16 protein-coding genes are annotated in these 22737 nt (G+C 59.1%); 10 read left to right on the top strand and 6 right to left on the bottom strand.

All coding sequences use genetic code 11. The features are described from left to right. Window positions 1–14 precede the first annotated feature (14 nt). The 5 genes from AC3D25_RS15475 to AC3D25_RS15455 all read left to right on the top strand — a co-directional run bounded on the left by AC3D25_RS15475 (window position 15) and on the right by AC3D25_RS15455 (window position 4046). The gene (locus tag AC3D25_RS15475; RefSeq protein ID WP_488889241.1) at window positions 15–566 is read left to right on the top strand and encodes a MarR family transcriptional regulator; all 552 of its coding nucleotides are present in this window, start codon (window positions 15–17) and stop codon (window positions 564–566) included. A gap of 189 nt (window positions 567–755) precedes the next feature. After that, window positions 756–1505, top strand: a complete 750-nt coding sequence (locus tag AC3D25_RS15470) for a multiubiquitin domain-containing protein (protein ID WP_488889240.1) — start codon at window positions 756–758, stop codon at window positions 1503–1505. Beyond that, a complete protein-coding gene (locus AC3D25_RS15465) occupies window positions 1480–2652 on the top strand; it encodes a ThiF family adenylyltransferase (RefSeq protein WP_488889239.1) in 1173 nt (390 codons plus the stop codon). Before AC3D25_RS15470 ends, AC3D25_RS15465 begins: the two co-directional genes overlap by 26 nt. Continuing rightward, window positions 2649–3110, top strand: coding sequence for a ubiquitination-like system serine protease family protein (locus tag AC3D25_RS15460; protein ID WP_488889238.1), 462 nt, complete (start codon window positions 2649–2651; stop codon window positions 3108–3110). Before AC3D25_RS15465 ends, AC3D25_RS15460 begins: the two co-directional genes overlap by 4 nt. 180 nt (window positions 3111–3290) lie before the next feature. Continuing rightward, the gene (locus tag AC3D25_RS15455) at window positions 3291–4046 is read left to right on the top strand and encodes a hypothetical protein (protein WP_488889237.1); all 756 of its coding nucleotides are present in this window, start codon (window positions 3291–3293) and stop codon (window positions 4044–4046) included. Between the two features lie 1360 nt (window positions 4047–5406). Here the strand turns inward: AC3D25_RS15455 and AC3D25_RS15450 are convergent. From AC3D25_RS15450 to AC3D25_RS15425, 6 genes are all read right to left on the bottom strand, one after another. Further along, entirely contained in the window at window positions 5407–6357 is a 951-nt protein-coding gene (locus AC3D25_RS15450; RefSeq protein ID WP_488889236.1) for an HNH endonuclease family protein, read from the bottom strand. Between the two features lie 2 nt (window positions 6358–6359). Continuing rightward, window positions 6360–8606, bottom strand: coding sequence for an AAA family ATPase (locus tag AC3D25_RS15445; RefSeq protein WP_488889235.1), 2247 nt, complete (start codon window positions 8604–8606; stop codon window positions 6360–6362). Window positions 8607–9409: 803 nt separating this feature from the next. Further along, window positions 9410–10903: an SWIM zinc finger family protein gene (locus tag AC3D25_RS15440; protein ID WP_488889234.1), complete on the bottom strand. Its 1494-nt coding sequence runs from the start codon at window positions 10901–10903 to the stop codon at window positions 9410–9412. 108 nt (window positions 10904–11011) lie between these two features. Further along, window positions 11012–14449, bottom strand: a complete 3438-nt coding sequence (locus tag AC3D25_RS15435) for an AAA family ATPase (protein ID WP_488889233.1) — start codon at window positions 14447–14449, stop codon at window positions 11012–11014. Further along, window positions 14446–15669: an exonuclease subunit SbcD gene (gene sbcD, locus AC3D25_RS15430; protein ID WP_488889232.1), complete on the bottom strand. Its 1224-nt coding sequence runs from the start codon at window positions 15667–15669 to the stop codon at window positions 14446–14448. The genes AC3D25_RS15435 and sbcD overlap by 4 nt, the downstream gene beginning before the upstream one ends. Window positions 15670–15771: 102 nt before the next feature. Next, window positions 15772–16656, bottom strand: coding sequence for an AraC family transcriptional regulator (locus AC3D25_RS15425; protein WP_488889231.1), 885 nt, complete (start codon window positions 16654–16656; stop codon window positions 15772–15774). A 224-nt stretch (window positions 16657–16880) separates the two neighbouring features. On the opposite strand from AC3D25_RS15425, the gene AC3D25_RS15420 reads away from it, so the two are divergent. The 5 genes from AC3D25_RS15420 to AC3D25_RS15400 all read left to right on the top strand — a co-directional run bounded on the left by AC3D25_RS15420 (window position 16881) and on the right by AC3D25_RS15400 (window position 22655). Next, entirely contained in the window at window positions 16881–17075 is a 195-nt protein-coding gene (locus AC3D25_RS15420; protein WP_488889230.1) for a hypothetical protein, read from the top strand. Window position 17076: 1 nt separating this feature from the next. Beyond that, window positions 17077–18456, top strand: a complete 1380-nt coding sequence (dbpA, locus tag AC3D25_RS15415) for an ATP-dependent RNA helicase DbpA (RefSeq protein WP_488889229.1) — start codon at window positions 17077–17079, stop codon at window positions 18454–18456. Window positions 18457–18580: 124 nt separating this feature from the next. Next, window positions 18581–20326 carry a tetratricopeptide repeat protein gene (locus AC3D25_RS15410; protein ID WP_488889228.1) on the top strand — a complete coding sequence of 582 codons (1746 nt, stop codon included), beginning with the start codon at window positions 18581–18583 and terminating at the stop codon, window positions 20324–20326. A 739-nt stretch (window positions 20327–21065) separates the two neighbouring features. After that, a complete protein-coding gene (locus AC3D25_RS15405) occupies window positions 21066–21350 on the top strand; it encodes a hypothetical protein (protein ID WP_488889227.1) in 285 nt (94 codons plus the stop codon). 54 nt (window positions 21351–21404) lie between these two features. Then, entirely contained in the window at window positions 21405–22655 is a 1251-nt protein-coding gene (locus AC3D25_RS15400) for an IS256 family transposase (RefSeq protein ID WP_488887153.1), read from the top strand. Window positions 22656–22737 lie beyond the last annotated feature (82 nt).

Genomic DNA, 22737 nt, shown 5'->3' with positions numbered 1-22737 from the left:
ATTAAATTACCGACATGAACCAGACCTCCATGCGCATCAAGTTGCGCGATTTCACCGAGACGTCCCAGCCCTTCGGGAACGTTCAGGGAAAACAATCTTACGGAAAGCTTTCTGACTTTGTCGGCCGTCACGCCGATGTTTCTGTATTCGGCATATCACTGAAAGGCATCGAGGCTACGGACGCGTCTTTTCCGCGGGAAAGCGTGATCTCTGTCGCGAAACAATACAGAGGGGAAAGGGGTTTTTTCCTCGAGGATCTCGAGGATCGCGATCTGATCGACAATTGGAAGTACGCGGCCCAGGCAAAAGAGCAACCGCTGGTCATCTGGCGCAAGGAAGCGTTTGAAGTGATCGGACCGGAAATCAGTTCTTCCGGCAAAGACCTTCTGAACTACGTTTTGGCCAACCGCTCTGTTCTCGCCTCTCAGGTCGCCGCTGATCTCGGCCTGTCTGTGCAGAATGCCAGCACCCGCCTCAAACGACTGGTGGCTGACGGCTATATCCTGCGTGCCGAAGATATCGCCAGCAGCGGCGGCATCGAATACAAGTACGTGGCAATTCGGTAATTCTGATTAAACAGCTTGCATGAAGCAGAATTGTGGTGATATGCTTTGTCCATGTCCTCCCGGGCACTTTTACCTTCGATGTTAAACAGAATCATTTAACCAGATTGAGGGCGCCAAACGGGAGGGTTCCGAAACGTACTGCGGTCGGGCACTGAGTCTGACCAACCCGACAGGACATTGGACACATTTATGGAAAGCACGGAAAACATCGAAGACGTTGGGGGCGACAATCGTGGAGGCCAAGGCCTGCACGCAGCTCACGCATATCGCATCCTCTTCGCGCACGAGAGCCTCGACTTCCGTCCGATCGAGATCGACGATCCCGTACCGCTTGGCCGGCAGCTGTTGATTGCGGCGGGTCTGAGCGCCTCCGAAGACTACAGCCTCTTTGCCATTCTTGAGACCGGCGATTTCGAGGATGTCCGCCTGGATGAAACCTTTGATTTGCGAGGTCGCGGCGTCGAGCGGTTCGTCGCGTTTTTAACTGACCGCGATTTCAAGCTAACGGTCAATGACGCACAGATCACCTGGGGCAAATCGACGATCACAGGCGTCGTTTTGTATGAGCTCGCCAAACCCCGCGAAAACGAAGCGGTTTTTCTGAGCGTTCGCGGTGGCGCAGACCGCCAGATCCACCCTGATGAAACAGTGGACCTTTCGCAGCCCGGAGTCGAACACTTCATCACAGCGCTCAAGCAAAAACCGAAGATCGAGATTGTGGTCAACGGCCGCGAAGTCGAAGTCGCAGAGTCCCACGTGACATTCGAACAACTAGTTTCGATTGCGTATCCTGGTGAGCCGCCAACGCCGGACATCAAGTATTCGATCACTTATCGAGGAGCGGCATCCAAACCGCACAGCGGCGAGTTGGCCACCGGTGGTTCTGTCGAGGTTAAAAACGGGAGCATTTTCAATGTCGGCCGCACTATTCAATCTTAATCAGGACCTCAAGCGGCTTCGCGAAGAGGGTTACTTCGTGCGGATCACGGGAGGTTGTCTCGTGATGCACGAAGTGCCGTATGTCAATCTTCGGCGTGAAGTGAAGACGGGTACGATCGCCTCCACCCTCTGCTTGTCTGGCGACACGACGCAGAAACCCGAGCCGCATACGGTCCATTTCAAAGGTGAATATCCGTGTAATGCCGACGGAACGCCGATCCGTGGAATTACGCCGGGCGGCGCACTCCCTGCAGATCTAGGCGTGATTGGCGATCACATGCTCTCCAGCAAGCCGGGGCCGCAGGGCTACCAGGACTACTATCAGAAGATGTCCACCTACGCGACTATCATCGCGGGCGCGGCGGCCACAATAAGCCCGGGTGTCACTCCGCGCCTGTTCCGGCAACCGGATGTGGAGGATGAAAGCGTATTCAACTATCTCGAAACGGCGTCGGACCGCGCGGGAGTTGGAGCGCTGACAGCACGGCTGGAAAGCGAACGAATCGCGATAGTTGGCGTCGGCGGAACTGGCTCATACGTGCTCGACCAGGTGGCAAAGACGCCAGTCCGCGAAATCCGCCTGATTGATAGCGACGAATTCCTGCAGCACAACGCGTTTCGAGCACCTGGCGCGCCGTCGATAGATAACCTTCGCGACGTGCCGAAGAAGGTGGATTACTTCGCCAATATTTACTCACGGATGCATCGCGGCGTCGTGGCGCACGCGGTTCAACTGGACGCGAGCACCATCCACCTTCTGGACGGCGTCACCTTCGCTTTCCTTTGTATGGACGCGGGCGATTCCAAGCGAATTGCGGTACAGAAACTCGAAGCGCTTGGCTTGCCTTTCGTGGATGTTGGCATGGGCCTTGAGCTCGTCAATGGTTCGCTGGGGGGCATTTTGCGCGTCACCGCTAGCACGCCGCATAAACGTGATCACGTCAGGGCGCGCGTCGGGTTCGAGGGAGGAGGTGCCGAAGATGTCTACGCCTCGAACATTCAGGTTGCTGACCTCAACATGCTGAACGCAGCGCTCGCCGTGATCAAGTGGAAAAAGATCAGTGGCTTTTACCGCGACCTGGAAAATGAGCACCACTGCTCATACACAACCGACGGCAACATGCTGTTGAATGGAGACCAGGCATGATTCAGCATTTGCGGCTCGAACCTCGCTTCGTGAAGGGTGTACCACGGGAACTCGAATCAGGAGTGCTCTATGTATCAATGGAGTACGGCACCGCAGTTCACAGTTGCTGCTGCGGCTGTGGACAAGAGGTAGTTACGCCGCTGACGCCGACCGACTGGAAGCTCACCTTTGATGGTGAGTCCATTTCGCTTCACCCCTCCGTCGGAAGCTGGAATCTGCCATGCCGCTCACATTACGTGATTAGAAACAATAGCGTCATTGAGGCGGGGTCGTGGGATCAAGCGAAAATCAAGGCGGAGCAGAGGCGGGACAAATCAGCCAAGGCGGCGTTCTATGGACGACCTCCTGAGCTCCTCCCGCCGGCGCTGGCAAAAGCTGACGACGCGGCCCCGGCCCCGGCCGAAACACGCCATGTCGACAAGAGTCTTTGGGCAACATTGCGTCGATGGTTTTGGTAACAGGCCGGCCGCTGCGGTCGATTGTCCATCGGGTACGGCGTTGTGGCCGTCGCAGCGTTATCAACATTCGTAATCGGCAGCGGTGAGAGTCTGTTCTTGCAGATTCTGACCGCTCGATACGCTGATCATCAATGCTTGTGCTCCACGCCGAAACTTGGAGTGAAAATATCGGGGAATTAAATGCCATTTGGTTTTGTAAGTTTTTTGCCTCCCGTCGTAACCTTTGCGTTGGGTACCGGATACGCCCGCTGGAACGAGCGTCGTCGCATCAAATACTGCGCCGATGGTGAGACAGTAATTCACAAGCGCGACGCTTTGGAGGGGGTGGTGGTGTCCCACCACGGTGAACCGGTTGATCGGATCACTAGGTCCCTCGTGTCGATCTGGAACGCAGGAAAAGGGCCGGTCAAACCCGACGACATGGTTGCTGACAATCCTTTGCGACTGACGTTGGAGGACAACTCAAAAATCCTCTCCGTCAGAACAGTTCACTGTGATGATGACATGGTGAAAGTAGCGGCCGTTCCGTCGGATGATGGAAGCTGGCGGATCGAATTTACCCATTGGGAGCGTGATGCAAGCGTCATCTTTGAGGTGATTCATACTTCGCCGAAGCTGGTTCCGAAGCTAAGGGGAACGGTTAGCGGATTCCAGCCAGTCAAATCTCTTGGTCGGGTTACAACTGGCGCGTTCCTGCCCGTTCGACGACGGCGCATGTATCGACTGGCACCTGCGCTCGCCATTCCGTTGTTTGCTGCCGGAGTATGGGCCGTCACGAGATTGCAGCTTATGCCCGATCCGAAAACCATACTCGGACTGCTCTTGATTGCCCCAGGAGAATTTTTACTGATCGCTTATGGCATTGAATTCATCGTGAACCTTCGCGTACCACGCAGCGTTCGGCGATTTTCCATCGATAGCATTCGCAAACAATGACGAATCAGATGCGTCGTGGGCTGCACAGCAGGCCAATGAGCTAATGCCGAGAGAGACAGTCGTGCCAGCAATTTTCCGCCGGCGTCCCGACTACCGTGATCCCGCTGCGTTCGATGGAGATCAACAGAATTGGATTCGGGATTGTTGGGACCGCTTTGCTGTTCGCGCATGCCAGACTCCCTGTGCTTTGACCTGAAATACCAAGTCTAGGAGTGCACCACGCCAAACGCACGTCGCATGAATCAGATGGCAGAGGTGCGCTGTCCCGTGAGGGAACAAGTGAGGAGCTTGAGGGTCAGTCGCATGTGACGACTCACGCTTCTGGAATCGGCCCGGCGGATTTACTTGCTGTAGGCCCAGTTGTTCTCGGCACCAGACAGGCTTTGCGCCGTTAGCATGGGGGATATCGAACCAAGACGATGGCGGAAACCGCCATCCAAATGAAAAACCGGCCTAGGATGACCGGTTTTAGGAAAAGACTTTGGTGGAGCGGAGGAGGATCGAACTCCCGACCTTCGCATTGCGAACGTGACGCTCTCCCAGCTGAGCCCACGAGTTCCGACGCTATCCACTATATTCTTAAATCCGTCGTGCAGACGCCATCCTGCTGCCAGCAGCGACCAATCGATCGACGATTGCCAAATGCTAGCGTGAAGGTGTAGCTTTCACAAGCGAGGTAGCGATGACAGATGATATTGCGACTCTCGAAGGTAGAGGTTAGAGACATCGGACATTCTCCAATGCGTAATGCAAAGGATCGAGGCCGTCGAAGCGACTTGATGAACCGTTATGGGCGGATCATGAACTGGCACGCGGGTCTTTGGGTGCGTGCAGACCGGCCCCGTGGGCGCCCCCCGTGCCGGGAAAGCAGCACGTCGATCCACCTTACCGGCGAGCTCACGGAGCCGGTAAGGGGAGTCACAAAGTTCATGATCCAAATTGGGATCGTGAAAAACCCGAGCTTTGGAAATTCTGAAGTCCCAAGCGTTGGCTCATTTATTTCAATTAAGCCGGAGTTGCAAGGTGTAGTGGGTGTAAGCGAGGCGGAGTTTCAAAACCTGTTGATACTGACTACGTCAGGACGATTGGAATGGTGTTTCGTCTCGTTCACTTCGCCGTTTCGCCGTTCAGCTTTGATCTTGAGTATCGATTTCAGCACACGGCCACCAAGTGAGTAGCGTGTCATCAGATTGCAAACGAGTGCTGTCGGCCGTTGCCCAAGTGCCGACGAGTGGGAAATAGTCAGGGCACGTCGCCGTTGTCACTCGCGCTGGATAACCCAAGTGTCCAGCCATACGTCGTCGGCCAGCAGTAACTCAAGAAGAATCGATATTGTAGGATTGGCAAACGAAGACATGCGTTAAGCATTCTCTACCCTAACCGAATGAGATCGGAGGTCGTCGCCTATCGGTCCACTCGTGATCCGCTCCTGAAGCTCTTCAACGAATTCATCAACAAATGTCTTCACCATCGCCGAATATGGATGACCCGCGCCGTGAAGGCGTCTCATCGCTATAACGCGTTTGAGCGCGCGCTCAACATGCTTCGGGGAACCTGCTTCGGCCATGTCACGCTCAAGCTCTTCGACAATCTCTGCCGCTTGGAAGCGCAACTCCGTCAGGACTCGGGTCCGGCTTTCCACTAGGCGAGCACGGTTCAGCGCGAACACGTTTATCGTGCTCAGCGCGCGAATGATAGCTTGCGGATCACTTGGTTGAGGAACTACGACGCTATAGGCTCCGGACTTGGACCATTTCAAATACTGCGCGGGATCTTCCGCAGTAGGGTCGATTAAATGTGGAAGTTCGTCAGTCAGCAGCCCAAACCCATATCGAGCTCGAACGCCAGCGATGGGGAATTGATTTGCCTTCCCGTATGCAACCTTAGCTTTCGTTGCCAACAGCGCAGTAAGTTGCTCTACCGTCATCGCCTCAGTGACAAGGTGCTGGCGGCGCTTCTGATTGCAAGCAATGCACGATGGCAAGAGGTTTGCCCAGGTGTGTGCAAGCCACCAATAGCCGCTATGTGCTCGATCTTCAGTTACTCCTCCTTTCGGACGGAAGTGTTCGACTTCAAGATTGTCGCCTAAATCGGATTCGCAATAAGCGCATTTATTGTGAAACAGAGTTCGAAGCTGATGCTGAACGTCGTGGCCTTTGTACTCCTTAAAATTGAACGCCTTAGCTCCACTCGCTAGCGGGTCATATGTCTGATAATAAAGTTGCGCCGTGTTTTCTTCGGCCGTCACCGCCGCGCTCGGACCTGCAAGTGACCTCGGCTCATCTACGCCAGTGCGGTCGACAAATCGCATATTTATTCCTCGCTTGACCGGAGAGCCTTGATAACGGCCTCGACCGCCTCTGTGCGCAATGTTGGTCGAAGGTCTCCGTCTCGAGCTTCGCGCTCTTTGAGGTATCGAAGGAGCGCACTTTGAATAATCTGCTCAGTCGGACTGTCACCGATCGTCAGGCGAGTGATCAGTTCTGTCGTTGCCAACGCAGGCGCTAATTCGAAAGTCCCGTCACGTCCGCGGCGCGCAACATCTCCAGCAAGTCGTGCGAGTTCGATCTCCGTAGACGGGTCAGCAGTGCTCGCCAAGCCAAAATAGTCGGAGGTCAGGAGCTGCTCTGCGGACATGCCACTGACGCCGGGAAGATCGTGTAGCTGTCGAATATTGCTTTCGTTGTCGCGTTGAAGGACCACCACTTCGCCATCGTCCATTCCTCGAAGACAAAGTGGGTCATGGGTTGTCGCGATGAATTGAACCCGAGGCAAAACGCGTCTAAGTGACGTCATGACTTGCATCTTCCAGCGAGGGTGAAGATGGGTCTCCAGCTCATCAATCAACACAACGGCCTGAGCTTGTTCGAGGTTTTTCCAATGTTCAAGGAGCTCGCGAATGATGTCCACAGTCATCACGAACATCGATCGGTAGCCTTCGCTAAGCGAATCAATTGGCGTCGTCCGACCGTTCGCACGTACGGCCAGATGATCAGGTTCGACGACAAGCTCATCGTTATCGTCAAGAGCAAGAACGACACGAAGTGCACGTGCTACCGTGTCAAAACGTTCCCCGGTCTGCGCGCGAAGCCAATCGGCTGGGTACGGAATTGTGGCGAGCGGATCGAACAACGTACGTATCCGAGCCGCAGCGCCTTTAGCGTGCTGACGCTTTTTCTGCGTAAAAAACCGCCGGGGGCCATATCCAAGCACCACAGAGGACTGCTCTTCTGGCCCATCAAGAATACGATGAACCGGATCGTATATGAATGACGCAGTGTGCCCCGAGTAATGAAAGCCGACATCGACAGCAATGCGCTGCTCGTCGAGCTGATCTAAACGATCAATTGCTTTGCTTCGAACTAAACTAGGAAAATATTTTTTCAATTTCGATGCTTGCCGGCGACCAATCAAGGCAAGCCCAATCGCCGCTAGCACGCTCGACTTACCAGTAGAGTTTTCACCGAGAATCATTAATGCAGGGGCTCCTGCATTGCTCGATCGACTCGATTGAAGCTCAAATTTCATTTTCTCTATTGCCTTGAAATTTGATATCTCAATCCTTGATATTTCGCGATCACCAGCGACTAACTCAGCTTTCTCCCGGATGGACACATAGGCCAAGGGAATTTGAGCCAAGGACTCTCTTTCCTCATGCTGAATGCGTCGGTCGACTTCCTCCAGCTGCTGTAAAACGTCGGCAAACTTCGAGCGCTGCTTCTGGTCAGTTTGGCGCCAAACATCCAGGAAACGTCGGGCGAGGATATCCCCGCCGCCCTTTAAGGGAATTTCGCCCGCGCGCCAAACCGAGTCGATGCGCTTGAGCATTCCCTGAATAGCACCTGCATGTGGTGCTCGACTTTCTAAGATACCTGCAAGAGATTCTTCGGTATGACTGTCGGCATCGGACTGAAGGTTCGAAAAAAGACTTTCGATGATGTATCGTCGCCCGTCATTTAACTCGATTCGATTCAGGTCGAAGGCCTCAATTGTCTCTCGCCCTCGATTCGTATTAGGCATCAAACTACCATCACAGCGAAGACGAAAGTGCCGAGCCGGGTCTTCGGCTGTCGGATCTACAAGCAATGCGTCTTCGTGCTGAACCACGTCATCGAATGCGGCAAGGTACATGGCCCTATCGCCGATAACCGGAAACTTGTTACCTTTTGCCTTCAGGCAATAGGAGCACGCATAGAAAATGTTGCGCCACTCGAAGGCAAGCCAGAGATAGTAATCTCGGTCCGAGTTCGTATCACTCTCTGCGAAACGTAAAGGGCGCAGATGGAGAACTTGCCCATCGGCACCGATTTTCGACTCACAGAAGGCGCATTTTTCTTCAAAAACGTGCGAAAGGTCGCGCCGTAGCTCGGCATCAAAGAATATGTCGTCGTTTAGTCCATCTCGCCGGTGACGGCGCTCGTTCTTGTCACGCCGCAGATAGTCGAGCAATTTCCGCTTTTCATCCAACGCTCTTTGTGAGGTTAGCAGACGGGGCGGTTCAGTCGGACGCGAAATTCGACGCATTGTTTTCCTTTCATGCGACTTCGATACATCGGTCATCGTTACGGCAATATTTTAATACGAGACGCACTCAGCCCCCAATATACGACCGACGAGACAATAGACACGACCTTGAAAGACAGACTAGAAGCGCACACGCTAACGCCGAAGTCGAGCTGCTGGCGAGCATGCAGTGGCCACGGATGGCCGACACGTCTGCTGCGCCCTTGCCTGGTTGTCGCGGTAGTCGGAATCGCTGCGAAGTCGCTCGGGCTGCGGGCGTCGCCGGCGCTCGCGGTGACAGGCGGAGGCGGAGCAGTAGCGCTGATTGGAGATTTGAGAACGAGGGCTGAAGAGGACGCTGCAGGCGATGCAGTGGCCGGCGACATGCATCGCGAGCTCTACTCGCTGGGCAACTATCCGGATCGCCGCCGCAGAAGGTATATGGAGTTTTGGTAGCCGGGCCCGAACCGCCCATTAATGTCCGGAGATCGAGGCCAGCAATCTGGGAAGTGGCTGCTGAGCCCCTGTCTGCAAGGGCTTGAATCCCAGTCTAACGATTTCGCGTCACATATCTGGCCAGTCCAACTATTTCGGTTCAGGTCGTGCGCGCTGCGTGACCGAAATAGTCAGCAAGTCATTGATTAATAAGGATCTCCAGTCTAACTAACTCAGTCTCCCCACAATTGAGTGGGCGGCGTAGCGACACTTCGTCCCAATCAAAAACATAAAGGGTTACAAGCGATTCGCTTGTAACCCTTTATGCCTTGTGGACGTGCAGAGCGGGTTAGCAAAGGCCTTCACATAGGCCGAAATAGCCACCCGCGCGCTCGTCCCAGAACGTAACCCGCAGATCATCATGTTCAGGACAGCGTCGCGAGCAGCTTGATGAAACTACGTTTGGCGCGATGTGTCATGCGAATCTCTCCAAGTTCGACCGTGAACTCCGCTCGCTCGCCGAGCTTTGCCCGCAGCGCGCCAATAGCACGCACGATTTCAACTGCCTCGTCATAGCGCGCGCTATTGTTCGCACCGTTTGCAACGGCGATTGTCAGCAAGCGGTGATAGAGGGCGATGGCATCGTGTGGATGGGTTTCTCCGCGAATGGCCGCCATTTCCGGCCACAGTCTCGTCCCGACCAGACCGCCGACAAACACTTCCCACGCGGCGTCGTTCTCTTTGCCGTCGAGAAAAATCCTGACCAGTTCCGTCCGCGTCGACCGCTGCCAGACGCCGAGTTTCGGCTTTGCGACTCCCTCCTCCTTACAGACCATTGCCCAAAGGTACGCGAGCGCACGCTCTCGCGTTCCATCATGCCGCCCGGTAGCCGCTGCGACCTTCAGCAACACACAAAACGCCTCGGCCGACGGAGCCATCTCGAAACGGCGCCACGCCAAAGCGTCCGCCTTGTCTAATTCGCTGCGACGGAGAGCGCCCCACGCCCGTTCGACCAGTTCGCGATAGCGCTGCACTCCGGCTTCACCCAGTGGTTCGGTGTATGCCGGCAGGACACGGTAGAAGGTATCCCAAACACCGTCTTTCTGAAGGTTGAAGAGCCGCTCGGCTAGCGCCACCGGATCGGGGGCGGTCAGGTTGCAGGCTTCGAGATGGATGGACGCCAGTTCAAGGATGGCCGGCATCACGCCGCCGCCGGAATCGTCGATCTGGTCGAGACTCTTCTCCGCGCCCGCAATCGCCAGTTCGGATAGTTCGACCACCTGTGCCGCGTCCGGTCCCTCAAGCCTCTGGCGCAGCATCTCGGCCAGCGACATCAGGCCTTCGCTATAGGCGGCTGCGTCCCGCCAGTTCAGCATCCGGGTAATGCGTGTTGCCTGCCGCACGGCGGTTTTCATGCTGGGCAGATCGGGGGCGGTGGCCGCACGCGCGGCAAGCAAGAGTCTGTCGCGCAACGCCCGGTCGCGATCGACGGCGTCAAGCAACAACGCACGAAGCGTGTCTGGGTCAAGCGTAGCCACGTATTCGCGAACGACTTCTGCGTAGGTCTTGCGCTTCTTGCGAGGCTTTTCCGGGACCGTTTCCTCGCGATGGAACACCTCTTCACCCGTATTTTCGAGCCAGGAGAGTGCAACTGCGACTCCGTGCTTGCAGAAGACGCCGCCGTCGCCTACCGGACAACTGCACTCGTGCGAAAGTTTGCCGTTTTCCCGGACGGCAAGATTGACTCGGTAACGGTCCGTGCCACGCACGCTCGCGCGCACGCCGCCTTCATATTCCTCAAGCCGGGACACGGTGCCGTCATGGAAATAGGCCTTGCCGCGCGCGAATGTTTTTGCGTCGGCCATCGACTGGATTTTGGCAAGAGTAAGAACTTCGGCGAGCTTTGAGGGTTTTGACATGGGCGGAAAGGGCCGGCGAAGCAACGCGGCAGCGTAAGGCGGTCGGCCCCGATATTACCTGTTTGAAGGGGCTGACACTTGCTGGTCTGTCTTTAAACCCGTGCCACGCTAACCCCCCACCACCTCCACCTCCGAAAACCCCACTCCCACACCCTTACTCACCCGTATCTGCAGCGGAATCCGCTCCTTCAGCGCCTCGACGTGACTAATAACCCCAATCATCTTCCCGCTCGCATTCAGCGCGTCGAGTGCATTGAGCGCGATCTCCAGCGTTTCGCCGTCGAGCGTGCCGAACCCTTCGTCGAGAAACAGTGAATCGATGGACGTTTTATGGCTCACGAGATCGGACAGCGCCAGCGCGAGCGCTAAGCTCACGAGAAAGCTTTCGCCGCCCGAGAGCGTGCGTGTGTCGCGCGCGACGTCGCCTTGCCATGTATCGACCACTTCCATTTCCAGATCGCCACCCGCTTTCCGGTTCAGTTGATACCGGCCATGCAACTGCACCAGTTGCCGGTTCGCGAGATAAATCAGGTGGTCGAGCGTGAGACCCTGCGCGAACTTCCGGTATTTCGCGCCGTCGGCCGAACCGATCAGGCTGCTCAGCCGTTGCCACAAGTCATAGCGCTTCTGCTGCGCGTCGATGTCGGCGATCAACGCCTGACGATTCGCACGTTGCTGCGCGTCGTTGCGCAGTGTCTCGCGGATAGCGCCCTGCCGTTCGTTCGCGGCGCGCAACGCGGCGGCGAGTTCGTCGACTTGGGCTTGCAACACCTCGGCGGGTTGATCGGTTTGCGGCTCGGCCGACAACTCCGCGCGACGCTTTTCCGCCGCTTCGCGCAGCGCCCGCGCTTCCGTCGATAAACGATCGAGCGCGGCTTTGAGCGCCTGCAACCGGTCGCGTTCTTCATGAGCGAGCAGCGCGTCGATGAACGCCCGCTCGCTTTCGAAGCGGCTAAGCGCGAGCGCGTCGTCCCATTTTTTCGCGGTCTCATCGCGTCTCGACGCTTCTTCGCTCAATCGCACCGCGAGCGTTTTCTCTTTGCCTTCCAGCGCGTTGGCGCGGTCGCGCGCGGTGTCGTGGCGCGTGACCTCGTGTTCGAAATCGTCGTCGGGATTCTTGCAAAGATCGCGCGATTCCAGTTCGAGCGACGAATACGACGGCTCGCATGCGCGCCAGCGGGCGGTCCACTTTTCTTCCTCCGATGCCGCCGTATCGAGCGCCTGCCGCGCGGTATCGGCCTGACGCGCGAGCAGCGCGGCGCGTTGCGATGCCGCCTGCCACGTGCGCCACTCGTCGTCGCGTTGCGTGAGCCAATCGCGCCACGGCGTCCAGTCGTCGAGCGGCGTGTAGCCTGCTTCGATCACCGTCACGTTCATTGCCTGATCGCGTTGCACAAGCGATTCTCGACGCGCGATGGCAGCATCCGTCGTTTCCGCGAGCGCCTTTTCGCCAGCGGAATGCTTTTCCTCGACCAGCCGCAAATCGTGTTCGCGTTGCGCCGAGGTTTTCTCGGCCACATGCCGCGCCTGCACGCGCTGCTCGATCACCCGATTCCACGCGTCGATCGAATCAAGCGTGTCCTGCGCCTGTTTGAGCCCTGCGCCGTGCGATTCGATATGCGCATCGAGCGCCGCGCGATCCTGCAATTGCACGTCGATTTGCGCGCACAGCGAGCGCCAGTTTTCCGCGTGCGCCGCGTCGCTTTGCGTCCAGTCGCGGATCTGCTTTTGCAGTCGCACGATCTCCGCGCTCAACACATCCATCGCGGATTTCGCCGCGCCGCTTTTTTCGCGCACGGCATCCCGAGCGGCTTCTTTTGCTTTGAGCTCGCGCTCGGTGACGGACACGTCGAGCGCGTCATACGCCGCGATTGCCGGATGTTCGGTCGATCCACACAACGGACACGCCTCGCCCTCGCGCAACGCCGCGCGATGGTCGCTCAGTTGACGAATGCGTTGCTCCTGCTGAAGCAGTTTCGTCTTGTCGTCGATCTGATCGCCGAGGGTTTTGTAATCGGCGGCAAGCTGGCCGCGTTCGTCCGTTCGCGTCTTGAGCAGGACTTCCTTCGCGGACAATTCGTCGCGGTCGGTGCGTTGCTGCTTGGTGCCTTGAGCACGCAGTTCGGCGGTCTGCACGAGGCGGCTCAATACGATCTGCTGTTGTTGAAGTTGCTGACAGCGCGCCTTGAGTGCCGCTTCCTGTTCGCCGTCTAACGCAGCGGCCAGTTTCGCGCGCGATTCGGCTTCATCGATACGCGCTTGCTCGACGGCGCGCGCGGCGTTACTTTGCGCGACGCGCTGGGCTTCGATCGTCTTCGCTTGTTCGATGCTCGCAGCGGCGAGATCGTGGCGCTTTTTTTCCAGCGTGCGAATCTCGCTGTGCAACGCATCGCGCGAGTCGAACTGCGAGCGCCAGCCCGCGATCTGTTCGCCGAGACGGCTGCGTCCCGGATGCTGGTCGAGCGTATTCTGAACGACCTTCGATTCCGCGAGCAGCGCGTTCAACGCAGCTTGCCGGCGGCCGGTTATCAGCGTTCGCAGATGAAACGCGCGTCGCAAACTGCGCGCGGCATCGAGCGATGCAGCTTGCCGCTCGGCCTTTGCAGCTTCCAGCGAAAGCGTGGTTTTGAGCAGCGCATCGCGCGCATCGGTCATCGCGCTGTGAACGGCGCGCAGCTTTTCGGCGGGTTCGCTCGCCGCGAGCCGATCGAGTTCGGGCTTCGCGTCCGCGAACTTTTGCTGCGCGTCGCGTTCGCTAGCGAGCGCTTGCTGAACCTGTGTCTCGGCGGCGGTCAGCGCGCGTCGCCATTGCAGCTTGGCATCGGTTGCGCGCTGCTGCGTACTCACGCTGCGCTCATGTTCGACAAGTGTCGCCTGTTCCTCGGTCAGCACGCGCAGTTGTTCGTCGGTGAGTAGCTGGACGCCTTCCGCTTTGAGTTGAAGCTTGTCGAGCGCATCTTTTTCGGCGCGCATCCGTTCGAACACATCGCGCGAAATATGGCCGTAGATATCGGTGCCGGTCAGTTCTTCGAGCAGTTCGGCGCGCTCGTTCGCCTTCGCTTCGAGGAACGCCGCGAAGCCGCCTTGCGCGAGCATCATGGACTTCGTGAAGCGGCCGAAATCGAGACCCGTGATGGTTTCGATTAGACGCAGCTTGTCGTTGATCCGCTCCGTGACGATCGTGCCGTCGAGGCGCGCGAGTTCAACTTTCGGCGCTTGTAAATTGCCGCTCGCCTTGTCGCGTGCGCGCCGCTGGCTCCAGAACGCGCGATAGCCTTCGCCCTTTACTTCGAATTCCACTTCGGCCAGACATTCGAACGTGTGGCGCGTCATCAATTCATTCGATCCCGCCGACACCGTGTCCATGCGCGGCGTGCGGTGATAAAGCGCGAGACAGATCGCGTCGAGCAGCGTGGTTTTGCCCGCGCCGGTCGGTCCGGTGATCGCGAAAAGGCCGTTGTCCTTGAACGGCGGCCGGCTGAGATCGATCTTCCATTCGCCCTTGAGCGAGTTCAGGTTGCGCAGCCGCAGCGACAGAATTTTCATGCTGCGTCCGCCTCGCCGATACCGGCCACGACCGCGCGATACATCGCGGTCAACTGCGCGCGGAGGTCATCGTCGAGTGTCTCGCTTTGCAGGCGCCGCGCGAAGACATCGTCGGGCGTCAGTTCGTTCAGCGTTTCCTTCGCTTGCGCCTGAAGTGCGCTCATTTGCGTCGTGCGCTCGCGGCGGATCCGCAGCACTTCGACCGGCAAATGCTCGGTCATGCGCTCGATTCGCGCGTGCAGATCGCTCAGGTAATCGTCAGCGGCGACGACGATTTCCAGCCACGCGGTCTCGCCATCGATCAACAGCGCGACGGCTTCCCGAATCGCCGCTTCGAGTTCGTCGAGCGAGCCTTTCACGGAGAGCATCGGCTGGAACGCTGGCACGGGAATGGGCGTGACGCTGTCGAGTCCGCTCGCGGAAAGATCGACGAGCAGCATTTCTTTTTGCGTGCGCGCTTCGTCGAAACTGAGCGCGATTGGCGATCCGCAATAGCGGATATGGTCGAGGCCGCCCACCTTTTGCGGACGATGAATGTGACCGAGCGCGATGTAATCCGCCGCCGGAAAAGCCGAAGTCGGAAACGCTTCAAGCGCGCCGACGTAGATCTCCCGCACGGATTCGCTGGCGCTCGCGCCGACCGTCGTCAGATGCCCGGTCGCGACGATAGGCAGCGGCAGCCCGAGTTCCGCGCGCCGCTGTTGGGCGAGTGCGAACAGCGCCTGATAGTGCGCGTGAATCGCATCCTGCAGCGACGCCTGTTTATCGCGCGCGCTTTCGCCCGCGACGCTCAGGGTGACGTCGCGCGGCCGGATGAACGGGATCGCGCACACGATCGCGCCCGGCGTGCCGTCGCGCTGGTTGAGCACGCGAACCTGATCGTTTGGATCGTCCTGTACGGAGGGAATCACCACGGTATTCAGCGCGCGCAGTATCTCGCGCGATTCCTGCAGCGTCGCGACCGAATCGTGATTGCCCGCGAGCACGATCAGGCCAGTACCCGCATCGCGCAACGCGAGAATGAGCCGGTTATACAACTCGCGCGCATAGCTCGGCGGCGAGCCGGTATCGAAGATATCGCCTGCGATGAGCACGGCATCGACGTGATGAACGCGCGTCGCTTCGACCAGCCACGCGATCAGCTTCTGATGTTCGGTTTGTCTCGACTTGCCGAGGAAGAACTGGCCGAGATGCCAGTCGGAGGTGTGCAGAATTCGCATCGACGATTCGGGTGACTTGCTTTGTAAGTGACGCGCCGTGCGCTGGACGGATCGTGTCCATCGCGCGGCCGGGAGTCAAGTTTAGCCGATCGCGCCGTCCATTTAGCGCGCGTTCGCGGGTTTCAGCGGCAGCCAGATTTCGGTGACGAGTTCAGCCGCCGGCGTATCGCGCGGATCGTTCATGTATTCCTCGTGTACGGGCGCGTCGCCGGCTTCGCGGCCCGAGTTCGGCAGCCACTCGCCATAGAGCCATTGATACGCGAAGCACAGTTGCGCATACGGTCCGACATGCGTGAGCACGGCGAACTCGCCGCCCTTCAGTTCGATCCGCGATACACCGCCGTCGAAGCTCACGCCGTCCGGCTTCGCGATATCCACGCACGCCTGCGAGCGCAGTTTGTCTTCGTCGACGGCGGCGGGATCGTCGAAATAAATGCCGATGGTGCGCGTCGCGGGCGTCAGAAGATCGCGCGTTCCGGCCCAGCGGAACACGGCCTCGAACGCGCGGCCGATATTCATGTACGGGCCGGTGTGATCGACGGCCGCTAATGTCACGGATGCTTGTTCGCGAAAGTCCACTCGATGCATGTTGTCACCTCGTTGCAGGTTGAATGATGCGGCGCGTGGCCGCCACTGGCTCGCGCCGCCTTCCTGGCGAAACTGCGCGGGCGGGGTCCGGTAACTCGCGCTGAACGCACGCGAAAACGCCTGTACGCTGCTGTATCCGGCACGCTGCGCGATTTTCTCGATCGCCACGGTGCCTTGCACCAGTTCGTTGGCGGCGCGATGCAGACGAAGCCGCCGCACGGTGGCCGCGGCCGTCTCGCCGAAACACGCGTGATAAATGCGATGCCAGTGATACGGCGAGAGGCACGCGATCTCCGCGAGACGGTTGAGATCGAGATCGTCGTCGAGGTGATCGTGGATATAGTCGATCACGTGGCTCAGGCGCGATTCGTAAGAGCGCGGGTTCGGAACGGCGGTCATTTCGGCACCTCGGTTTGAATCGTTCAGGTCGGCCCGCTGATGAAAAACACGTTAGCACGCACGCGTTTAGCAAATCTTGCGGACTTTTCGGCGCGGCACAAAAACCGGCCAAAACAGGCCAATCGGCGGCAAACCGGCCCCGCCACGCGTACACTTCGGCTTCAAACCCCGCAAACCCGACGCGCCGGCCTCGCCCGAGCGCCTCTTCACGCACGCGAAAAACCATGTTTACCTGTCGAAACCAGCCTTGCGGCGCCGAATGGGAACTGTCCGACGTTCTCATCAAGAACGAAGGCCAGGGCCTGATGTTCCGCTGCCCCATGTGCGGCGCGCGCAACAAAGTGATCCGCCATGACGCCGCCGACGGCACCGTCACGTATGAGCAGGACCATTCGGTCCCGCCCAAGCCGGCCCAATGACATGACCGATACTTCATTCAGCAGCCTGCCGCTATCGCCCGCGATGCAGGCGAACTTGCAGCAACTCGGCTATCTCACGATGACGCCGATCCAGGCCGCGAGCCTGCCCGCCGCGCTGGAAGGCCGCGATCTGATCGCGCAGGCGAAGACCGGCAGCGGCAAGACGGCCGCCTTCGCGTTGCCGCTGCTCGCCAAGCTCGATCCGCGCCTCTTTTCCGTGCAGGCGCTCGTGCTGTGTCCGACGCGCGAACTCGCCGATCAGGTCACGCAGGAAATCCGCCGTATCGCGCGCGCGGAGGACAACATCAAGATTCTGACGCTGTGCGGCGGCACGCCGATGCGGCCGCAAATCGCGAGTCTGGAGCACGGCGCGCATATCGCGGTCGGGACGCCGGGGCGCATCATGGATCACCTCGAACGCGGCACGCTCGCGCTCGGCGCATTACGCACGCTGGTGCTCGACGAAGCGGACCGGATGCTCGACATGGGCTTCTTCGACGATATCGCTTCGGTCGCGCGTCAATGTCCGAAGGAACGGCAGACGCTGCTGTTTTCCGCCACGTATCCGGAAGGCATCGTGAAGCTGAGCCAGCAATTCCTGCGCAAGCCGCAGGAAATCAAGCTCACCGAACAGCACAAGAATTCGAAGATCAAGCAACGTTTCTACGAAGTCGCCGATACCGATCGTCTGCACGCCGTCGGCCAGTTGCTCGATCACTATCAGCCGGTCAGCACGCTCGCGTTCTGCAACACGAAACAGCAATGCCGCGATCTGCTCGACGTGCTGCGCGCGCAAGGTTACGAGGCGCTCGCGCTGCACGGCGAGCTCGAACAGCGCGAACGCGATCAGGTGCTGGTGCAGTTCGCCAACCGTAGCTGCTCGGTGCTGGTCGCAACCGATGTCGCCGCGCGCGGGCTGGATATCGCGCAACTCGAAGCGGTCATCAACGTCGACGTGACGCCGGACCCGGAAGTGCACGTGCACCGGATCGGCCGCACGGGCCGCGCCGATCAGGAAGGCTGGGCGCTCAGTCTCGCGAGCATGGACGAAATGGGGCGCGTCGCCGGTATCGAGCAGGCGCAGGGCAAGGAAGTGGAGTGGCATCCGCTGGCGGAACTCACGCCGGCCGCGCCCGGCCATTTGCAGCCGCCGATGGCGACGCTGCAGATTCTCGGCGGCCGCAAGGAAAAGATCCGTCCGGGCGACGTGCTCGGCGCGCTGACCGGCGACGCGGGCTATGCGGGCGCGCAGATCGGCAAGATCAACGTGACGGACATGGTCACGTATGTCGCCGTCGAGCGGAAAATCGCCGACGAAGCCGTGAGAAAGCTGATGGCCGGCAAGGTGAAGGGCAAGAAGGTCAAGGTGCGCCGCATCTGAGGCGGCGGGGTTTTTCGCGCGGTTCGCGGAGCGGCGGCGCGCGCGGGTTGATCGGAAGAATCTGATGGTCTCGGCGCGGTCGCGTCGTTAGCCTCGGCAGCTTTCCTTCGACGACGAGCCCACCATGCCGAACTCCTCCACGCCGCTTTCCGCCGCGCTCGACCATCATCACGCGGGACGGCTCGCCGAGGCGGAGACGGCGTATCGCCGGATGATCGCGGACGAACCCGCGCACAGCGATGCGCTGCATTTTCTCGGCGTGCTGCTGCATCAGCGTGGCGAGCACGATGAGGCTGCGTCGTTGCTCGACCGCGCGCTGGCGCTCGCGCCCGCCGATCCCGCGTGCTGGAGCAATCGCGGGCTGGCGGCAGCGGCGCTCGGCGATATCGCGTTCGGCGTGACGTGTCAGGAGCGCGCGCTGCAACTCGATCCGTCGTTTGCGAACGCGCGCAATAACCTGGGCGTCGCACTTCAGCGGCTCGGCCGCTTCGACGAAGCGGAGCGCCACTATCGCCAGCTACTCGCCGATCACCCCGATTTTCTCGACGCGCGCATCAACCTCGGTGCGTCGCTGCTCAAGATGAAGCGTCACGACGAAGCGTTAGCGCTGTATCGCGAAATGATCGCGCGGGACGTTTCCTGCGAACCCGCGCATTTCGGCGCGGGCAATGCGTTGCGCGAAATGGGCCGGCTGGATGAGGCGATCGAATCCCTCCTCAAGGCAATCGAACTCGCGCCCGATCACTTCGAGGCGCACGTCAATCTCGGCACCACGCTGGGCTTGGCGGGGCGCTTCGCCGAGGCCGAGGCGTGTTATCGCTGCGCACTCGAACTTCGCGACGACCCGCAGATCCACACGTGCGTCGGCGCGGCGCTTGGCTCGCAAGGGCAGTTTCATCGCGAGGAGGCGCACTATCGGCGCGCGCTCGCGCTCGCGCCCGATCACGCGGACGCGTTGCACAATCTCGCGCTGCTGCATCTGCGGCGGGGTGAATTCGTGCAGGGTTGGGCATTGCACGAAGTGCGCTGGCGCGCGAGCAAATACCGTCCGATGATTTTTCCCGGCGTGCCGGAATGGCGCGGCGAGCCGCTGGAAGGACGTCGGCTGCTGCTTGTCGGCGAGCAGGGCCACGGCGACCAGATCCAGTTCGTGCGTTACGCGTCCGTGCTCGCGCGGATGGGCGCCGAAGTCGATGCGCTCGTGCCCGACAATATCGCCGAGCTGGTGCGCAGCGTGCCGGGCGTCGCGCGGGTCGTGGAAGGCGAGGTGCGCGCCGATTACGACTTCTGGACGCCGATGATGAGCGTGCCGCATCGGCTCGCTGCACTCATGCCCGAACCGTTCGCCGAGGTGCCGTACATGAGCGTGAGCGCGGCGAAAGCGGGCGATTGGCCGCGTCGCGTGAGCAAACTGGCGGGCGGGAAGCGGCGGATCGGCGTGGTGTGGGCGGGCAGCCCGACCTTCAGCAACGACCGTTATCGCTCGATGCCCGCCGCGGCGTTGCGTCCGCTCGGCGAGATTCCCGGCATTGCGTGGTTTTCGCTGCAAAAGGGCGCGGCGCGTGCGCAGCTTGGGGGGATCGAGAGTGCGTTGAAGCCGCATGATCTGACCGGTCTGATCCACGATTTCGCCGATACCGCGGCGCTGATCCAGCAACTGGATCTCGTCATCACCGTGGATACGTCGGTTGCGCACTTGGCCGGCGCGCTCGGAAAGCCGGTGTGGGTTTTGCTGCCGGCTAATTGGGATTGGCGCTGGATGCTCGATCGCGACGACAGCCCTTGGTATCCCACTGCACGGGTTTTTCGCCAGACGGAGCTTGGCGATTGGTCGGCGGTGATTGGAGAGGTGGAGGTTGCTTTGCGTTAGGCCGGAGTGGATTGCTGGCCGCGCTTTGTTTTGGTTTCTTGGGCGCCCATTGGGAACTTGCACCGGTTTTGGCTTGCTGGCCGCGGGCTTTGCTTTTGTTTGCCTGCGCTTCTTGGGAACTTGCTTTCATGTAGGTTTATTAGCACGCCGCTATGCGCGGCAGCAGTCACTTTCTTTGCTGCTGCAAAGAAAGTAACCAAAGAAAGCAGCTAGTCCGCCTAAGTGTCCACCACACATAACCGCGCGGATAGGCGCGCAGGCTGATTCGGCTAATTCGCATTTATTCGGATTGGCACAGCACCTGTCAGTTCCATCCTCGCTGCGCTCGGACGTCGGGCACATCAAAAACAACGGGCGGCTTGGTTTGGTTTGTCGGTTATGCCGTTCCGGCAGGCACTTCGTGCCTGCCGGGATGAATGAGCGGTTCCACTCTGTTGTGTGGTGCGTTGGCCGAATCAGCTTGCGCGCCACTCCCGGATACGGGTCGTGGTGAACACTTAGACGGATAAGCTGCTTTCTTTGGTTACTTTCTTTGCAGCAGCAAAGAAAGTGACTGCTGCCGCGCACAGCGGCGTGCTAATAAACCTACACGAAAGCAAGTTCCTAAGAAGCGCCAAAGTGACCAAAGCAAACCCGGGCGCCAGCAAACAAGCGCAAGTTCCCAAGAAGCGCCAAAGTAACCAAAGTAAACCCGGGCGCCAGCAAACCTAAGAAGCGCAAGTTCCCGAGAAGCGCCAAAGTGACCAAAGTAAACCCGGGCGCCAGCAAACCTAAGAAGCGCAAGTTCCCAAGAAGCGCCAAAGTGACCAAAGCAAACCCGGGCGCCAGCAAACCTAAGAAGCGCGAGTTCCCAAGAAGCGCCAAAGTGACCAAAGCAAACCCGGGCGCCAGCAAACCTAAGAAGCGCGAGTTCCCGAGAAGCGCCAAAGTGACCAAAGCAAACCCGGGCGCCAGCAAACCTAAGAAACGCGAGTTCCCAGGAAGCGCCAAAGTGACCAAAGCAAACCCGGGCGCGAGGGTGTAATTAGTTTTGTGTAAACGGTCATTTGGCAGGAGACTGCCTGTAACAGGAGCGACGATGACCGTAGCCAAACGCAACAAACGTGCGAAACCCGATCCTGAACTCGTCAAGCTGGCGGACAGGTTGCTGGCGAATTACCAGAAACCCGAGGACCTGGTTGGCGAGAACGGCCTGCTCAAGCAGCTCACCAAGATGCTGGTTGAGCGGGCGCTGGAGACCGAGATGTCCGAGCATCTGGGGCACGGCAAGAGCGAGACCGTCACCAACGCCACGGGAAACACCCGTAACGGTCACAGCGCCAAGACGTTGCAGGGTGAGTTCGGCGAACTACCGCTCGATATCCCGCGTGATCGTCAAGGCGCGTTCGAGCCGAAGCTGGTAGAACGCCATCAGACCCGCTGGTCGGGCTTCGACGACAAGATCATCTCCCTGTACGCACGGGGCCTGAGCGTGCGTGAGATTCAGGGGCATCTGGAAGAGATGTACGGCACCGAAGTGTCGCCCACGCTGATCTCCGCGGTGACCGACGCGGTCAGCGAGGAGGTGAAGCTCTGGCAAGCTCGCCCACTCGACGCGCTGTACCCCATCATTTATCTCGACTGCATCCACGTCAAGGTGCGCGACAGCGGTGCGGTGCGGACTAAGGCGGTCTATCTGGCCATTGGTGTGAACATGGACGGCCACAAGGAAGTGCTGGGACTGTGGATCGCCCAGACCGAGGGGGCGAAGTTCTGGCTGCAGGTGGTCACCGAGTTAAAAACACGCGGCGTGCAGGACATTTTTATCGCCTGCGTCGATGGGCTCAAAGGCTTTCCCGAAGCCATTGAAGCGGTCTATCCGAAAGCAGCCGTGCAGCTTTGCATCGTGCACATGGTGCGCAACTGCCTGAACTTCGTGTCGTGGAAAGTGCAGCGCGAAGTTGCCGCCGATCTGAAGATGATCTACACATCAACGACAGTCGAACTGGCCATGCAAATGCTCGAAGCGTTCGAGGCCAAGTGGGACAAGGACTATCCGTCAATCGGGCAGAGTTGGCGGCGCAACTGGGCACGCGTCGTTCCATTCTTCGACTATCCGCCGGAAATCCGCAAAGTGATCTATACGACCAACGCCATTGAATCGATCAACATGAGCCTGCGCAAGGTGATCAAGACCCGCAGCTCGTTTCCGACCGACGACGCCGTGACCAAGCTGTTTTACCTGGCGCTGAACAACATCAGCAAGAACTGGACGATGCCAATCCGCGATTGGAAGGCAGCTTTGAACCGCTTTACTATCCAGTTCGAGGACAGGCTGATGCCCCGTTAAACCACAACCTGTTTACACAAAATTCGGGACACCCCCCCGGGCGCCAGCCAGCCAAAACCACCCCAAGTAGCAAAACCAAACG

The organism is Caballeronia sp. SL1002 (assembly GCF_057814995.1).
The sequence above is the reverse complement of the archived record's forward strand: the minus strand, read 5'-3'. Positions and strand labels throughout refer to the sequence as shown.

Excerpts from the sequence above, each read along its gene's own strand:
- AC3D25_RS15475 (WP_488889241.1), top strand. The coding sequence starts at position 15 with ATGAACCAGACCTCCATGCGCATCAAGTTGCGCGATTTCACCGAGACG.
- AC3D25_RS15470 (WP_488889240.1), top strand. The coding sequence starts at position 756 with ATGGAAAGCACGGAAAACATCGAAGACGTTGGGGGCGACAATCGTGGA.
- AC3D25_RS15465 (WP_488889239.1), top strand. The coding sequence starts at position 1,480 with ATGTCGGCCGCACTATTCAATCTTAATCAGGACCTCAAGCGGCTTCGC.
- AC3D25_RS15460 (WP_488889238.1), top strand. The coding sequence starts at position 2,649 with ATGATTCAGCATTTGCGGCTCGAACCTCGCTTCGTGAAGGGTGTACCA.
- AC3D25_RS15455 (WP_488889237.1), top strand. The coding sequence starts at position 3,291 with ATGCCATTTGGTTTTGTAAGTTTTTTGCCTCCCGTCGTAACCTTTGCG.
- AC3D25_RS15450 (WP_488889236.1), bottom strand. The coding sequence starts at position 6,357 with ATGCGATTTGTCGACCGCACTGGCGTAGATGAGCCGAGGTCACTTGCA.
- AC3D25_RS15445 (WP_488889235.1), bottom strand. The coding sequence starts at position 8,606 with ATGACCGATGTATCGAAGTCGCATGAAAGGAAAACAATGCGTCGAATT.
- AC3D25_RS15440 (WP_488889234.1), bottom strand. The coding sequence starts at position 10,903 with ATGTCAAAACCCTCAAAGCTCGCCGAAGTTCTTACTCTTGCCAAAATC.
- AC3D25_RS15435 (WP_488889233.1), bottom strand. The coding sequence starts at position 14,449 with ATGAAAATTCTGTCGCTGCGGCTGCGCAACCTGAACTCGCTCAAGGGC.
- sbcD (WP_488889232.1), bottom strand. The coding sequence starts at position 15,669 with ATGCGAATTCTGCACACCTCCGACTGGCATCTCGGCCAGTTCTTCCTC.
- AC3D25_RS15425 (WP_488889231.1), bottom strand. The coding sequence starts at position 16,656 with ATGACCGCCGTTCCGAACCCGCGCTCTTACGAATCGCGCCTGAGCCAC.
- AC3D25_RS15420 (WP_488889230.1), top strand. The coding sequence starts at position 16,881 with ATGTTTACCTGTCGAAACCAGCCTTGCGGCGCCGAATGGGAACTGTCC.
- dbpA (WP_488889229.1), top strand. The coding sequence starts at position 17,077 with ATGACCGATACTTCATTCAGCAGCCTGCCGCTATCGCCCGCGATGCAG.
- AC3D25_RS15410 (WP_488889228.1), top strand. The coding sequence starts at position 18,581 with ATGCCGAACTCCTCCACGCCGCTTTCCGCCGCGCTCGACCATCATCAC.
- AC3D25_RS15400 (WP_488887153.1), top strand. The coding sequence starts at position 21,405 with ATGACCGTAGCCAAACGCAACAAACGTGCGAAACCCGATCCTGAACTC.